Annotated in this window: 14 protein-coding genes; 8 read left to right on the forward strand and 6 right to left on the reverse strand. The window is 57.3% G+C overall.

The window, feature by feature from the left end; genetic code table 11:
- Window positions 1-231: 231 nt before the first annotated feature.
- Entirely contained in the window at window positions 232-1,323 is a 1,092-nt protein-coding gene (locus EXR70_12095; protein ID MSP39223.1) for an ethanolamine ammonia lyase-activating protein, read from the reverse strand.
- 249 nt (window positions 1,324-1,572) lie between these two features.
- On the opposite strand from EXR70_12095, the gene EXR70_12100 reads away from it, so the two are divergent.
- The 4 genes from EXR70_12100 to EXR70_12115 are packed head-to-tail and all read left to right on the forward strand — an operon-like array spanning window position 1,573 to window position 4,696.
- A complete protein-coding gene (locus tag EXR70_12100; protein MSP39224.1) occupies window positions 1,573-1,764 on the forward strand; it encodes an acetyl-CoA carboxylase biotin carboxyl carrier protein subunit in 192 nt (63 codons plus the stop codon).
- A gap of 50 nt (window positions 1,765-1,814) precedes the next feature.
- Window positions 1,815-1,943 (forward strand): hypothetical protein, encoded by a 129-nt coding sequence (locus EXR70_12105; protein ID MSP39225.1) that lies wholly within the window; start codon window positions 1,815-1,817, stop codon window positions 1,941-1,943.
- Between the two features lie 37 nt (window positions 1,944-1,980).
- Entirely contained in the window at window positions 1,981-3,129 is a 1,149-nt protein-coding gene (locus tag EXR70_12110) for a sodium ion-translocating decarboxylase subunit beta (GenBank protein MSP39226.1), read from the forward strand.
- A 13-nt stretch (window positions 3,130-3,142) separates the two neighbouring features.
- Window positions 3,143-4,696, forward strand: coding sequence for an acyl-CoA carboxylase subunit beta (locus EXR70_12115; protein ID MSP39227.1), 1,554 nt, complete (start codon window positions 3,143-3,145; stop codon window positions 4,694-4,696).
- Here EXR70_12115 and EXR70_12120 read toward each other — a convergent pair.
- The 5 genes from EXR70_12120 to EXR70_12140 form a co-directional block, all read right to left on the reverse strand.
- On the reverse strand, window positions 4,683-4,976 hold the full coding sequence (locus tag EXR70_12120; GenBank protein ID MSP39228.1) for a HAMP domain-containing histidine kinase: 294 nt from the start codon (window positions 4,974-4,976) through the stop codon (window positions 4,683-4,685). The genes EXR70_12115 and EXR70_12120 overlap by 14 nt on opposite strands.
- Complete coding sequence (locus EXR70_12125) at window positions 4,955-7,324, reverse strand: PAS domain S-box protein (GenBank protein ID MSP39229.1); 2,370 nt, start codon at window positions 7,322-7,324, stop codon at window positions 4,955-4,957. The genes EXR70_12120 and EXR70_12125 overlap by 22 nt, the downstream gene beginning before the upstream one ends.
- A 75-nt stretch (window positions 7,325-7,399) precedes the next feature.
- On the reverse strand, window positions 7,400-7,618 hold the full coding sequence (locus EXR70_12130; GenBank protein ID MSP39230.1) for a DNA-binding protein: 219 nt from the start codon (window positions 7,616-7,618) through the stop codon (window positions 7,400-7,402).
- Window positions 7,619-7,888: 270 nt separating this feature from the next.
- A complete protein-coding gene (locus EXR70_12135; protein ID MSP39231.1) occupies window positions 7,889-9,820 on the reverse strand; it encodes a molybdopterin biosynthesis protein in 1,932 nt (643 codons plus the stop codon).
- A gap of 29 nt (window positions 9,821-9,849) precedes the next feature.
- Entirely contained in the window at window positions 9,850-11,088 is a 1,239-nt protein-coding gene (locus EXR70_12140) for a molybdopterin molybdenumtransferase MoeA (GenBank protein MSP39232.1), read from the reverse strand.
- A 119-nt stretch (window positions 11,089-11,207) separates the two neighbouring features.
- Between EXR70_12140 and EXR70_12145 the strand changes: the two genes are divergently transcribed.
- The 4 genes from EXR70_12145 to EXR70_12160 are packed head-to-tail and all read left to right on the forward strand — an operon-like array spanning window position 11,208 to window position 14,695.
- Complete coding sequence (locus tag EXR70_12145) at window positions 11,208-11,648, forward strand: VOC family protein (protein MSP39233.1); 441 nt, start codon at window positions 11,208-11,210, stop codon at window positions 11,646-11,648.
- 48 nt (window positions 11,649-11,696) lie between these two features.
- Window positions 11,697-12,644 (forward strand): hypothetical protein, encoded by a 948-nt coding sequence (locus EXR70_12150; GenBank protein ID MSP39234.1) that lies wholly within the window; start codon window positions 11,697-11,699, stop codon window positions 12,642-12,644.
- A gap of 3 nt (window positions 12,645-12,647) precedes the next feature.
- Complete coding sequence (locus EXR70_12155; GenBank protein ID MSP39235.1) at window positions 12,648-13,634, forward strand: ABC transporter substrate-binding protein; 987 nt, start codon at window positions 12,648-12,650, stop codon at window positions 13,632-13,634.
- On the forward strand, window positions 13,631-14,695 hold the full coding sequence (locus tag EXR70_12160; GenBank protein ID MSP39236.1) for an extracellular solute-binding protein: 1,065 nt from the start codon (window positions 13,631-13,633) through the stop codon (window positions 14,693-14,695). The genes EXR70_12155 and EXR70_12160 overlap by 4 nt, the downstream gene beginning before the upstream one ends.
- The last annotated feature ends 1 nt before the right edge of the window (window position 14,696 follow it).

Consider the following 14,696-nt stretch of genomic DNA (forward strand, 5'->3'; position numbering starts at 1 on the left):
AACGACGCACACACTTGGCCTATATCGAACCAACTCCAACAAGGTGGGGTTCCGCTATGGCCAGGTTTCTAACTTACGACCTCAACCCAACGCACTACCCTGACATAATCGCGTTGCTGTTAACATGACATATTGACGTTGCTACGACATTAAAATTCGCCGCCGGCCGAAGCAAAAAAATCCCCGCACAGCTAACGCTGGCGGGGATTTGGAACAATTCACGAATTAACTTTACGGCCGCTTGTAAAAATTCGGATCCATCTTGGTACTGGTGCCGGACTTTGCAAGCTCTTCTTCGAACATCTTACGGATGTTTGCATCCTCGTCGAAATATTCGATCTGATTGCCGCCGGCTTTGACATCCTTGTCGACTTTGGTGATGTCTCCGAAGCCTTCGCCCAAGCTGTACTTGATCCCGCCCAAACGCGGCGGCAGATAGCGTGCGCCGGTGGCGCCGGTGTTGAAATGTTGATGCCACATCATCGCTGGCGGTGTAAACACGCTGCCATCCTGCCAATCGTAACGCTTGGGCTCTTCGCCCTGGCGCCAAAACATCGAGAAGCCTTTGCCCTTGATGATGATGACGTTGAAGCCGGGGCCGTGACGATGGGCTTTCTTATAAGTACCGATGGGAAATTCCGAGATATGCGCCGCCATGGAGCCGCTGGCCATTTCCAACATGACGTTCTTGCCGCCGCCACCGCGCTCGACCCAATCTTCCAGGGCGAAACTGCGCGCGTCGGCGATGAAATTGGTATCCCATACGCGGCCCGGATAGGCTTTGCCCTTGCCGCTAAAATATTCCGGATCGCCATCGAAGCGATCTTGGAAATCGCGCGGCGTGTTGAAAATAAAATCGGCGTCATGAAAAAGATTGAAAACGATCGGCATGCTGTTGACCGAGAAAAATCGCGCCGGCTCGTCGCCCGAACCGTTGAAGTGCTGATAGGTGCAGTTGAGCGGCAAAGCGAACAGACTACCGTCGTGCCATTCGAACGTCTGCTTGGCGCCCTTATCGTTCCAAATCGTCGTCGCACCCCGTCCCTTGAGAACGAAATGGAGATCCTCGTAGAGATGCTTCATGGGATTGAGCTTCTTACCGGCGGCGATCTCGCTGACATAGGCGCCGGTGGCGCCTTCCGCGCCTTCCATGTTAATAAACGCGCCGCTACCGCCGGTCCTAGCCCAGGGTTTGAGATCGACTTTTTTTAGATCCGAAACGAAAAAAGTTTTGGTAATCGGAATCCCCTCGCCCAATTGCCACTTATCGTAAAAGGGAATGTTATCCATCACGTTATCGGCTTGTTCCGCTGGTTTCGACATGATTATCCTCCGAGAAAAACTCTCTGGTTCAATATCGTATAGGTGGGCCGAAATCAAGTTGCGCCGACGGCAACCGCCATGGACCTCGGTGGAAAAGCCTAGTAGCCGCCAAGAAGCATTGACAACTAACGGGAAACTCTACTAAATGCACGTTAATGTCGGCGCCGCGGTTAGGCGTTAGAGCGACCGGCAACCGCTCAGTTTGGGAAATAAAGGAGAATCAATTTGGCAACGACTGTTGAAGCACCCATGGTGGGCAAGATTTTAAAAATCGAGAAGAATGTCGGTGAACATGTCGAAGAAGACGATGTCGTGATTGTCATGGAAGCGATGAAAATGGAGATTCCGATCGTCGCGCCCGCTTCCGGAACCGTCAAGGAAATAAAAGTGGCGCCCGGCCAAGCCGTCGAAGCCGAACAAGCTCTCGCAATCATCGAATAAGCGCGGCAGAGCTTTTTCTCCCGCGTCTTCATTAAATCTAAGGAGAACCGATGGATATCTGGACCTTCGGCTGGACGGTGGCGTTGATCGGCATGGGTGGCACGATGCTCGTCCTGTGGATCTTGAGTCTGCTAATTTTAGTGATCAAAAAAGTTTTTCCCTACCAGCCGGAATCATAGTCTCCTTAGAGACTTAGAAAAGGTTAACCATATCACCATGGAATCAGCGTTAATTACTGGCCTACAGGGCCTAGTCGCCGGCATCGTTGGTCTCACCCTCGGCCAAGTCTTCATGATCACAGTCGCCTGCGTGCTGCTCTATCTCGGCATCGCCAAAGGTTACGAACCCTTGTTACTCGTCCCCATCGGCTTCGGTGCTATCATGGTTAACATTCCCTTGGCCGACATGATGGGCAAGGATGGCTTCCTGCGATTTTTCTATGATGCCGGCGTGCTGACAGAAGTGTTTCCACTGCTCATTTTCGTCGGCATCGGCGCCATGACCGACTTTCAGCCGTTGTTGCAGAATCCCAAAATTATCTTGCTCGGCGCGGCCGGACAGTTTGGCATCTTCATAACGCTCTTGCTCGCCTTGGCACTGGGCTTCGATAAGCTCGACGCCATCGCCGTAGCGGTCATCGGCGCTTGCGATGGACCAACTGCTATCTACGTCAGTTCGAAGTTCGCGCCGCATATGTTGGGTGCGGTATCGGTGGCGGCGTACTCTTACATGTCCTTGGTACCCTTGATTCAACCACCGATCATGCGCGCTCTCACCACCGCAAAAGAGCGAGCGATTATCATGAGCGCAGCCAAGTCAGCACCCATTTCCAAAAATGCGAAGATCGTTTTCCCCATTGCCGTCACCATCTTCGCATCCATCTTGGCGCCCAAAGGCGCGCCCTTGATCGCCACCATCATGCTTGGCAATCTGCTGCGCGAAAGCGGCTGCGTCGACCGGCTCAAGAGTTGCTCCGAGAACGAGCTCACCAACATCGTTACGCTGCTGCTTGGCCTGTGCATCGGCGCCACCATGGAAGCCGATAAGTTCTTGAAGGCGCAGACCCTGCTGGTTCTCCTGCTCGGCTTCATCGCCATCACCCTCGACACCGCAGTGGGCATTCTGTTCGGCAAGTTGATGTGCCTCATGACCGGCGGCAAGATCAATCCATTGATCGGCGCCGCCGGCATCTCGGCGTTTCCCATGTCAGCCCGCGTCGTCCAAGCCGAAGGGCAGAAATACAATAAGAAAAGTTATCTGCTCATGCATGCCATGAGCGCCAACGCCGCCGGCCAGATCGGTTCCGTCATCGCCGCGGCAGTGATGCTTTCGGTACTAAAAGGAATGGGAATTGTCGGCGGCTGATTAGGCGGTGCCCATGTCAAAATCGCGCGAAGAGCTAGAAAAAAAACTTGCCGGTCTGGAGCAGAAAGTCGCCGGCGGCGATGCCAAGACCACCGCGAAACTGCATGAACAGGGCAATTTAAATGCCCGCGAGCGCATCGACAAACTGCTCGACCCCGGAACTTTCGTCGAAGAGTTCATGTTGGCGGAAACCCCCTGCATGGACTTCGGCATGGCCGAGCGCAAGCAGCCCTCCGACGGCGTCGTCGTCGGCTTCGGCAAAATCGACGGCCGGCCGGTTTATGTCTACTCGCAAGATCGTTCAATTTTAGCCGGTAGCGTCGGCGCAGCCCACGCCGAGAAGATCGCCTACGCGATTCAGACCGCGCGCAAGGTCGGCGTGCCGGTGATCGGTCTCAACGACTCCGCCGGCGCGCGCATCCAAGAAGGGCTGAGCGTCACTTCCGCCATCGGCAAAATCTTTTTTGAGAACAGCATCGCTTCGGGCTGCATTCCGCAGATCTCCGCGATCATGGGGCCGTGCATCGGCGTCGGCTCATATTCGCCAGCTCTCACCGATATTATTTTGCAAGTGCAAAACTCCGGGCAGATGTTCATCACCGGCCCGGCGGTGATCAAGGAAGTCTTGGGCGAAACCGTCACCATGGAAGAGTTGGGCGGCAGCAAAATTCACTCGGAGATTTCCGGCGTCACCGATCTGGTGGCGAAAAACGATGACGAATGTTTGGCGATGATTCGCCGCTTGGTCGGTTTTTTACCGGCGAGCTTCGAAGAGAAACCGCCGCGCAAAACCGCAACCGACGATCCCAACCGCATGCTCGACAACTTGGAGAAGCTCGTGCCGGAGGACATGAAGCGCGCCTACAACATCACACAGGTAATCAAAGCCATCGTCGACGATGGCGATTTTTTCGAATTGAAAGCCAAGTTCGCGCGTAATCTAGTCATCGGCTTGGGCCGGCTGAATGGCGAACCGGTGGGCTTCGTCGCCAATCAGCCGATGTTTCTTGCCGGCAGCCTCGACGTCGACGCCTCAGACAAAGCCGCGCGCTTTATTCGATTCTGCGATGCCTTCAACGTGCCGATCGTTACACTGATGGACGTACCAGGTTTCTTCCCTGGCAAACAGCAGGAAGAAAAAGGCATCATCCGCCACGGCGCTAAGATGCTCTACGCCTACGCTGAAGCGACAGTGCCTAAAATCACTATCGTATTGAGAAAAGGCTATGGCGGCGCCAAGCAAGCGCTGTGCACCCGCGAGATGGGCGCCGATCAGTTATTCGTTTGGCCTGGTGTTGAGCTTGCGGTCATGGGCGGCGGTGGCGCGGTCAACGTGCTCTACAAAAAAGAAATCGACCAATCCGCCGATCCGGCGAAAACCCGCACGGAGAAACTTGCCGAGTATCTCGAACGCTTCAGCGGTCCCTTCGAAGCGCTTGCCAAACAGTTCGCCCAGGCGGCGATCCGGCCAGCCGACACCCGCAGGCGTTTGATTCAGTCTCTGGAAATGCTCCGCAACAAAAAGGAACAACGGCCGCGCAAGAAGCACGGCCTCATGCCGGTATAAGAAATTCGCTCGCTTCCGCCGCCCCTGGCAACGCGAAGTAAAACGTACTGCCTTTACCAAGTTCGCTTTCAACCCAAATCCGCCCGCCATGGGCTTCGACGATCTTTTTGCAGATCGCCAGTCCGAGTCCCGTCCCGCTGAGCGAACTGCCGGGATTGCTCTGCCCCTGGCGATAGATCTCGAAAATCGTATCGATGTCTTGTGGGGCAATGCCGACGCCGGAGTCCTTCACCCAGACCACCACCTCTGAGCCATCGCCTAGGCACGCGCCGACCCGGATCGTGCCGCCGGCCTCGGTAAACTTACAGGCGTTGCCATGAGATTCATCAGCACTTGATCGATACGCTGGCGATCGAGATAGACCAGATTCAGGCGCGGATCGATTTCCGCATTCAAGCGAATCCGCCTACTTTCAGCGGCAAAGCCATACTCCTGTAATCGATCCTGCACCAAGGCGGTGAGATCGACCTGGCCCTTGTTCAGTTGTAACTTGCCGGCATCGATTTTTGAGAGATCAAGAAAATCGCTGACATGGGCAAGCAGCCCTAGACAACTCAAGCGCACCTTGGCCAGCCACTTCTTTTGTAATTCCGGCACTGGGCCGAACAAGCCATCGTGCACCGACTCGATAATGGAAGATATATTGGACAGCGGCGAACGCAGATCATGGGCGACCATGGCGGTAAAATCGGCCAGGCTGCGTTCCGCCCGCTTGCGTTCGTCGATCTCCCGGCGCAGCTCTTCGTTGGCTTGCAATGACGAAGTGTAAAGTCGAGCGTTCTCCAGAGCAAGGGCGATTTGACGCGCCAGGGATTGCAGATATTGGCGCTCCTCGGGACCGAAGGATCGCGCGCCGCTGCTCAAAAGCGTCAACGCCGCCGAACCATGCTCGCCGCCCTGACCCACCGGCAATACCGCAACGGCGCTGATGACGCCTGCGCCAGCGCAGCCGGCGAGCTCCGGCACCGCGGCGAGATTGTCGACGTACCAAGGATTAACGCACTGGGAAGCGCACTGGGCAAAATCACCGCCCAGGCTTTGCCACACGCTCTCGAGTTCTTCGAGCGACAGCCCCGCCTTACTGGCACCGAACGTTTCACGACCGCCGATGGCTTGGCTAAAGCGCGCAAAGACATAATCGAATCCGCCATCCGAGACCAAACGGTTGAGCGCGCGATCGATGAGATCGTTCACCGAGAGCGTTCCAGCGATGTCTTGGGCGACGCCATGGAGCATCTCCAGCCGGTTCGCATGTGACTTCAACTGCTCCGCGCCGGTGCGCAGCAGCGTGATGTCGCGGGCGATCTGCGAAGCGCCGATGACGGCGCCGGACGGATCGTGAATCGGCGACAGCGATGCCGAAACGAAGAAGCGCTGGCCGTTGCGCTTGATCCGCTCGGTCTCGATGCGATTGATGCCCTTGCCGCTCTTGACGTACTCAAGATATTCATAAATCTCACCGGCGTGATCGGACGGCACCAGGAGCGCAATTTTCCGGTCTAAAACCTCAGCCGCTTGGTATCCGAACATGGACTCGGCGCCGTTGTTCCAACTGGTAATGGTGCCGTCCAACGTCATGCTGACGATCGCATCTTCGGAAGATTCGACGATCGCCGCCAGCCGCGATTTAACTTCACCGGCCTCGGCGCGAATCTTGACAAAATCGATGACGAACTTGCTGCCGATCAGCCAAGCGACACTGGTGGCGATCAAGGCAACGACAAACAGTAGCAAGAGATTGCGCACCAAGTCGCGCGTAACCGGACCGAACGCGACATCTTTGGGAACGCCCACCATGATATAAATTTGTCCGCTTGCCGATGCCACGGTCAACGGTTTGAAGGCGTAGAGCCGGTCGACGCCGTCGAGACCGACCAAGTTATTCGCCAACTGGCTGCGCAATTGCAGCATCTCGAAAAGCGCGGCGTCGGGAACATGCTCGCCGGCCCAGCGCTCCGGTTCGGGAAAGCGCGCTAGAATCGTGCCCTTGCTATCGAGAATCGACAATGCGGCGCCTTCGGGCAACTTATGTTCCGATGCCAGCTGACCGATCCAGGCGACGTCCAAGGCGGCAAAAATCACCGCCGAAGTCGCGCCATCTCGATCGACGATTGGATAGGCGAAGTTTAAAACTTTGCGCCGCGCCGAACCATGGCGCTGATAATCGCCGATGGCGAATTTTTGCGCTTTGATGGCGGCGCGAAAATGGCTGGTTTTCGCCAGGCTCAAACCCGATTGACCATCTTCGTCAGCACGGCATTGGACATCGCCATTGGCGTCGGCGACACCGAGATCGACGTAGATTCGATTATGCTCGGTAAGTTGCTTGAGAAAGCCGTTGCAGCTTGCGCCATCGCCGCGCGTCACTTCCGAAATGTCGGCGAGCAAGGTCAAGAGCTGCTTTGCCGAATCGATGAAGCGCGCCTCGCGAATCGCCACGCTTTCGACGATCGCCCAGGAATCCTCCAGCGCTTCGCTGAGCTGCACATCGCGAGCCAGCTTGCCTTGGTAAAGGATCGCTCCCAGGATCGGCACCACCGCGACCAAGATGATGCCAAGCAAACGGCGCCGCAGTTGGCGCAAAAAGTCGCCGCTCGGCAGGTGGTGAATGGTATCGATGTTCCTCATCGCTCAACTATCGGCTCGTCAACCGCTGCGTAATTATTTTTTTAAGCGAGTCTGCTTTCGCGCGACGGCGCTGCGTCAATCGCCGCGCGCCTGGCTTGAACGTGCGGTTTGCCCTTCGCGCCGTTGGATCCATTCGGTCAACTGACTTTCGCGCAGACGCCATTGGCCGCCGACTTTGAGCGCCGGCAGGTCGGTGCTGCGAATCATGCGCTGCAACGTGCGTGTCGAGACATGCAGCAGCCGCGCCGCTTCGGCCAACGTCAACAAACGAATCTGCTCCGAGCTTGGTTCCATGGACAAGACACTCCTAGCGCTTTACTTCCGCAATGGCGGTGCCAAGCGCGACGATGCTGGAAGTCGCTGATTTGCTTGAGACAGACAGCGGAAAAAATAATCGGCTGAGTACAGAAATGGACAAGCCAAGACGGCTCGGGGCAGGTTCGCAATTGGCCGCGCCGCGAACTTAGAATTGCCGCCCTTTTTTAGTCGTTACGAGACCTTTTGCCGGCGTGTTTTTAACGCGCCGACTTGAGCGCAAAGCAAGCGAGGATTTGGGAAATCTGGCTACTGGCGGTAAAGAACGAGTCCGGCTTTGGCGGTGTCGTAACCGCCGAGGCTATTGACCGCTTGTTTGAATCCCGCGGAGCCAATCACTTTGAGCAGTTCGGCGCCGCGGGCGGATTCAAAAAAATTACGGTCGATGATCAAGTCATATTCTTCGTTGGCGACCGGAATGAAGTCGAGACGCAAGGCGTTGGCCGCCGCGCGCACACCCAAGCCGGCATCGGCGAGGCCGCTGGCGATCGCCACGCCCACCGCCATGTGGGTGAACTCTTCGCGCTCGTAGCCGGCAATGGCAGCGCCATCGATGGATAATTTTTTCAACTCGTAATCGAGCAACACACGGGTGCCGGAACCGGCTTGGCGGTTGACGAAACGAATATCATTTCTGGCAAGATCCTTGAGACTTCGTATCGATTTCGGATTGCCGCCAGCGACCAGAATCCCTTGTTCGCGCTGCGCCAAATGCACCAGCACGGCGGGAACTTTGGGAATCGCGCGCTGGATATCGGGTATGTTGTAAACGCCAGTCGCAGGATCGAGCAGATGGGTGCCGGCGATATGGGTCTCGCCGCGCTGAAGTGCCAGCAAGCCACCGAGACTACCGACGTTGGTGGCGGCGATTTTTAGTTCCGGGTGGCGCTGCTTCAATTGATCTTCCAGCACGCCGATGGCCAAATCGTGGCTGCCGGTGCAAAGAATGGTATTTTCGATATCGGCGATGGGACGCAGCAGTTCGACATCGGCGCTTTCGCCGGCGTTGAGCCCTTCGACCAAACTCGGAATGCGCAGCAAACCGTCGGCATGAACCATGGTGGTGATCACACCGGCGCCGCGCGCCAAAGGCACGGCGACTAATTTCTCGCCCACCCGACCCAAGGTCACGCGGATGAATTCTTCCAGACCTAAATGGGACGCGATCTTTTTTGGCACGATGGCGCGCACCGTCGGATGGGTCGGCGCCGCGATGCTCAAATATTTTTCCAGCGCAGGACGGAGAATCTCGCGGGCGATGACGATGGCCGACACCGGATAGCCGGGCACGCCAAGTACGGGTTTGCCGGCGGCGCAACCCAACACCGCGGGCTTGCCTGGCATCACGTCGATGCCGTGCGCCAGCAACTCGCCGGCGTCGGCAACCACGTCGGCAGTCAGATCATGCTCGCCCGCCGACGACCCGGCGATGATCGTCACCAAATCGCATTCAGCGAGCGCGCGCAATAACGCCGCCTTGAGCAAAGCCGCGTCGTCTTTGGCGCGTGGATATTTTACCGGCGTGCCGCCCCACTCACGGACGAAGGCGGCGAGCACGGTGGAATTGAAATCGATCACCGCCCCCGGCGTCGGTTCCTCGCCCGGCTGAATGATCTCATCGCCGGTGGGAATGATGCCAACCCTGGGCCGCGCCTTGACGCGCACGGTGGTGTGCCCGCCGGCCAGCAGCGCGCCCAAATCGTACGGCCGCAAACGATGGAAGCGCGGCAGCAACGATTCGGTCGCGACGACATCTTCGCCGACCAAACGCACGTGACTCCACGGCGCGACGGATTCGAAAATCTCAATCGTGTGGAAATCGATCTCGTGCACCTTCTCGATCATGATCACCGCGTTGGCCCAGGACGGCAGCGCGTTGCCGGTGTCGACGTATGTGAATGAATCCGGCCCAGCCGAATCGCCATCGGCGAGAGTGAGTTTCTTGCCGACAAACTCAGTGGCGCCAAAAGTCTCTGCGGCGCGCACGCAGATGCCGTCCATCGCCGAGGCGTGATAATGCGGCGAGGAAATTTTCGCGAACACCGGCGCCGCGGTGATGCGGTCGAGGGCGTCGTCGACCAAAATCTCTTCAACCGCGAGGCGCGACGGATCGACGGCCGACAGAAATAATTCGCGCGCTTCGATCAGCGGAGTTTTTTTGAGGTAACGTTTGCGGGCCATGGTAGTTGGGAAGTCTCGGGTTAAAATCTCTAGAACAGAATTACGTCCACATCCTCACCCTGTTCGAGGCCATCTTGATTCATCTCGATGCGCACCATGCCGTCGGCTTTGACCAGCGTGAAGATCGCCCCCGACTTGCTCGGTAACGGCGTGGCAATGAAGCCCGTGCCAGCGGCCTCCAAAACCACGCGCACATAATCCTCGCGGCCGATTTGCGATGCGATGTTGGTCTTCAACTTCGCCCGCACGGTGCGGCTAAAGCGCTGCAACGTAGCGACACTCTCGCCGCCCAAGCGGCGCACCATGGGCGCGCCGAACAGGTCGAAGATCACCAGCGCGGAGACCGGATAGCCGGGCAAACCGAGAATCGGCTTGCCGCAAGCTTTGGCGAAAATCGTCGGCTTGCCGGGCGCGATCGAGATGCCGTGAAAAATAAATTCCGAATCGGGAAAGGACAGAATCGTCTCAAGAGCGATATCCTTGGCACCCATCGAGCTGCCGCCGGATAAGAGCACGAGATCGCCCCAGGCCAACGCCGCGCCGATCGCGTCGGTCAGCTGGACGCGGTCGTCGCGCACCACGCCCCAATCTTTCAACTCGCCGCCCGCTTCTTCGATCAAGCCGGCGAGAGAATGCTGGTTGATGTTGCGCACCTGGCCGGGCCGCGGCTCAACGTCAACGTCGACAATCTCGTCGCCGGTGGAAAGCAGCGCGATACGCGGCCGTTTATAAACTGCGACGGAAGAAATGCCGACGCCGGTAAGCGCGCCCAAGTCATGACCGCGCAGCCGCCGTCCCCGAGAAAAAACCGGCTCGCCCTTTTTGATATCGTCGCCGATCTGAATGACGTTTTGCCAGGGCGAAACGCCGCGATGAATTTCCACCAAGCCGCCGTCGGTCTCATCGGTGTACTCGACCATCACCACCGCGTCAGCTTCAGGCGGCATCATGCCGCCGGTGGAGATGCGGATCGCCTCGCCCTTGGTAACCGGCTGGAACGCCTCCTTGCCCATCTCGACGACGCCGGCCAGTTTTAAATAGGCCGGCAGACTTTGACTGGCGCCGAAGGTGTCTTTCGAAATCACCGCGTAACCGTCCATCGCCGCGCGGTGAAAATGGGGCAGATCGACCGTCGAATGAAGATCCTCGGCCAACACCCGCCCGCGCCCATGCACCGAGCGAATCGTCTCACTGCCCACCGGCTGCACCGCCAACAGCAAGGCGAGAGCTTCTTGCGGCGTCAAAACTTTGAAGAATGTCTGTGCCATCCGCTGCGAATCTTAAGCAGAAGACTTCCCCGGAAGCAAATCTGCCGGCCGGTCGCTTGACAGACCTGCCGCTTCGGACGAGAATCACGCCCGCAATCGCCGCAATAGGAGAATCACTCATGAAGTTACAAAAAGTTTATCACATGGGCATTCCGGTCGATAATTTGGATCGCGCCAAAGAGTTTTACACCGGCGTTCTCGGTATGACCTATATCGGCCGGGTCGGCGGCAACCCCAACAATCCCGATTCGTTTCCCGTGCACGGCGTGGCGCAAAAGCTCGACCGTTACAGCTGCGGCAGTGACGATGTCGTGTTATTCGAGCGGCCCCGGCCGATCGAGCGTGACTCGTTAGATGAGGACGGCATTTTTCATCAAGCCTTCGACATGGCGTGGGAAGACTACGCTGAAGCACTCACGCAAGCCAAAGCTTTGGGGAAATTTCATCGCAGCGTCGAACGCGACAGCGGCAACACCATTTACATGTTCGACAGCGAAGGCAACTATCTCGAACTGCACTTCCCGCGTCCCGGCGGCCGGAGCGCGCGTGCGACAAATTAGTGTAGGGGCGACCGACGGTCGTCCGGTTCGAATCATTCAAGGAAAATCATGAAACCACCGATCAAACTCTCCATCGCCGCGACTTCCAAACGCGTCGAGATCGCCAACCTCGTCGGCTTCACATTTTTTAACAATGTCGAATTGCCGCGCCAATCCCAGCTCGACATCGCCATGGGCTGGCGCGATTCCGAACTGGGCGGCACCGGTCCGGCGATTCTAGTCGGCAAGAAGAAATATTCCTTCGGTTTTGGCAATCCGGTCGGCTTGTCGGCGATGGCGTATCTCGGCTGCGGATTTTACAAAAAGAAAATTCCCCTGCGCGCCATCGGCGTATTTCCCACTTGGGATCGTTTGATCTTCGCCGTGCGCCCAGACATCGGCATCGAGTCACTCGAAGATATTAAAAAACAGAAATATCCGCTGCGCATCTCGACACGCCGGCGCGGCAAACTGGCGACGACCATCTACGCCATCGAAGAAGTACTCAAAGCCTACGGCATGAGCTATCGCGATATCGAAAAGTGGGGCGGCAAGATCATGGAAGCGCCCAACCCCAGCGGCTCGGTGCGCAAAGATCATATTCAATCCGGCAAAGCTGACGCGGTGTTCGACGAAGGCGTCAAAAGCTGGGGCCCGACGGCATTGAACGCCGGCATGCGCTTTTTGCCGATCGATGACAACGCGGCAAAACATATGGCCAAGCTCGGCTTCCCCAGCGCCATGCTCACGCGCAAACACTACCCGAAGTTGGAACAAGACATTCGCTGCGTCGATTTTAGCGGCTGGACATTTTTCTGCCACTCCGATCTGTCCAATGAGATCACCTACCAAATGGCCAAAGCCGTCGACCTTTGCTACAAACAAATTCCCGTCGACCACTTCGACAAACGGCCGATGACCATGCGCGAATTCTGCCGCGGCGGCGAAGCGGGCCAGTTGAATATCCCGCTCCATCCGGGGGCAAAGAAATATTTTCGCGAGAAAGGCTACCTCTAGCCAGTGCCGCACCGACTTAAATCAATTGTTTTCGTTTTAGCCCTCGTCGCGGCGTCCGCCAACGGAGCATTCAATGCCCGCGCTGAACTATTCCGTGTCGCGCTCTCGACCAAAGACTTCGGTTACCTGCCGCTGTTCGTCGGCATGCGTGCCGGCTTGTTCGCCCAGGAGAATCTGGAAATTCAGTGGATTGTCGTCAACAGCAACGTCGTGGTCACTGCGCTGCTCGCCGGCGAGATCGATGTCGCCGGCATCGCCGGATCGTCGATGCGCGCGGCGGCGCGCGGCGCGCCGTTGAAAGCCAATTTTTTCCCCTACGATAAATCGCTCTTTGTATTGATGGGCGCGCCCAACATCAAGCGCGTGCAAGATTTGAAAGGCAAGGTGATCGGCACCACCGGCCCGGGCGCCACCACCGAGGTCGCTGCCTCCATGGTCTTGCAGCACCACGGCATGGACCCAAAAAAAGATGTCACCTTCATGACCATCGGCGGCGCGGAAACTTCCATCGTCGCCATGCGCAACGGCATCATTCACGCTCGCGCCTTCAATCCCGACGCCGCCTACATCATGAAGAAACAGGGCTTCAACGAGCTCGGCGTGCTCGCCGACATGGGCCCATGGCCCTGGGCCGGCTATTCCACTTCCGACGCGCTCCTGGCCAACCGGCGCGACAAACTTAAACGCTGGACCCGGGCGATGGTGAAGAGCTTGCAGTTCATGCTCAACCGCAAAGAAGACACTTACAAATTCGCCCAGGCGGATTTTTCCCACTCGCGCGATGTCATCGAAGGCGCGGCGAATATTTGCATCAAAGCGATCGATGCCGTCAATCCCGGAGGCGCCACCGACGACGCCATGCGCAAAAATATCGATTTGACTATCACCCAGCCGTTAAAACTGCCGGCCAGCCCGCCGATGACGCAACTGGTCGACTTCTCCTTGCTAAGGGAAATCCACAAAGAGCTTGGCATCCCAGGACGAAAATGACCCGAAACGTCGTCAGCGCAATTTTCGCCGCGATCTTGCTGCTCGCACCCTACAAAGTTCAAGCGCAGAGCACTGAAGCCAAGCTTGCGGCGTTGGAAAAATTTTTGCCGGCCGAACGCCAGCAACGTTTGCTCGACGCCGCGAAAGCCGAAGGTGAAGCGGTGATCTACGCCAACATGGACGTCACCGCGATGAAACCGCTCGCCGACGGCTTCATGAAAAAATATCCCGCGGTCAAGGCCACTAGCGTGCATTTCTCCGGCGCCGCGATCATTACCCGGATCGAATCCGAAAGCCGTGTCGGCAAACCCATGTCCGATGTCGTCCTGAGCGGCCAGTTGGGCGTGCTGGCATCCATCGAAAAGCGCATCGCCATGCGCTACCGCTCGCCGGAGCGGGAATCCTTGCGCGATAACTTCAAGGACAAAGACGGCCTGTGGACCGCCTACATGACCAACGTCATGGTCAGCGCCTACAACACCCGCTTAGTGAAAAAAGAAGAACTGCCGCGCAGCGTCGAAGATTTGTTGAAGCCGCGCTGGAAAAATAAACTGGTGATGGACAGCCAGTCCTACGTTTGGTTCGGCACCATGATGCAGTACCTCGGAGAAGAAAACGGCCTGCGCTTCATGAAGCGCTTGAACGAGCAAAATCTACAGCACTCCCGCGGCCGCCGCTTGATGACCCAACTGCTCGCCGCCGGCGAACACGACCTGGCGGTGGAAACCAATTTGAATTCGGTCTTGAGCTTGAGCAAGCAAGGCGCACCGCTCGCTTTCGCGCCGAGCCAACCGTACTTTCTCAGCCCAAGCTTGATGTTCATGAGCGCCAACGCGCCCCATCCCTTCGCCGGCGCGTTGTTTAGCGATTATCTGCTCTCCGAAGAAGGCCAGAAGATTATCGTCACGACAAATAGAATGCCCGCCCACCCGAAAGTAAAATCGCCGGAGAGCCAATTATTGGAAGGCCAAGATGTGCGCATGCCGGACATTTTCGATATAGGACGACGCTATCAACTGATCGGCAACCGCTACCGGGAGATTTTTCCCGGCGCACGATGAA

The sequence above is a fragment of the Deltaproteobacteria bacterium genome (assembly GCA_009692615.1).
Lineage (GTDB): Bacteria > Desulfobacterota > Binatia > UBA9968 > UBA9968 > DP-20.

Excerpts from the sequence above, each read along its gene's own strand:
- EXR70_12145 (MSP39233.1), top strand. The coding sequence starts at position 11,208 with ATGAAGTTACAAAAAGTTTATCACATGGGCATTCCGGTCGATAATTTG.
- EXR70_12150 (MSP39234.1), top strand. The coding sequence starts at position 11,697 with ATGAAACCACCGATCAAACTCTCCATCGCCGCGACTTCCAAACGCGTC.
- EXR70_12095 (MSP39223.1), bottom strand. The coding sequence starts at position 1,323 with ATGTCGAAACCAGCGGAACAAGCCGATAACGTGATGGATAACATTCCC.
- EXR70_12125 (MSP39229.1), bottom strand. The coding sequence starts at position 7,324 with ATGAGGAACATCGATACCATTCACCACCTGCCGAGCGGCGACTTTTTG.
- EXR70_12115 (MSP39227.1), top strand. The coding sequence starts at position 3,143 with ATGTCAAAATCGCGCGAAGAGCTAGAAAAAAAACTTGCCGGTCTGGAG.
- EXR70_12135 (MSP39231.1), bottom strand. The coding sequence starts at position 9,820 with ATGGCCCGCAAACGTTACCTCAAAAAAACTCCGCTGATCGAAGCGCGC.
- EXR70_12110 (MSP39226.1), top strand. The coding sequence starts at position 1,981 with ATGGAATCAGCGTTAATTACTGGCCTACAGGGCCTAGTCGCCGGCATC.
- EXR70_12130 (MSP39230.1), bottom strand. The coding sequence starts at position 7,618 with ATGGAACCAAGCTCGGAGCAGATTCGTTTGTTGACGTTGGCCGAAGCG.
- EXR70_12100 (MSP39224.1), top strand. The coding sequence starts at position 1,573 with ATGGTGGGCAAGATTTTAAAAATCGAGAAGAATGTCGGTGAACATGTC.
- EXR70_12105 (MSP39225.1), top strand. The coding sequence starts at position 1,815 with ATGGATATCTGGACCTTCGGCTGGACGGTGGCGTTGATCGGCATGGGT.
- EXR70_12140 (MSP39232.1), bottom strand. The coding sequence starts at position 11,088 with ATGGCACAGACATTCTTCAAAGTTTTGACGCCGCAAGAAGCTCTCGCC.
- EXR70_12160 (MSP39236.1), top strand. The coding sequence starts at position 13,631 with ATGACCCGAAACGTCGTCAGCGCAATTTTCGCCGCGATCTTGCTGCTC.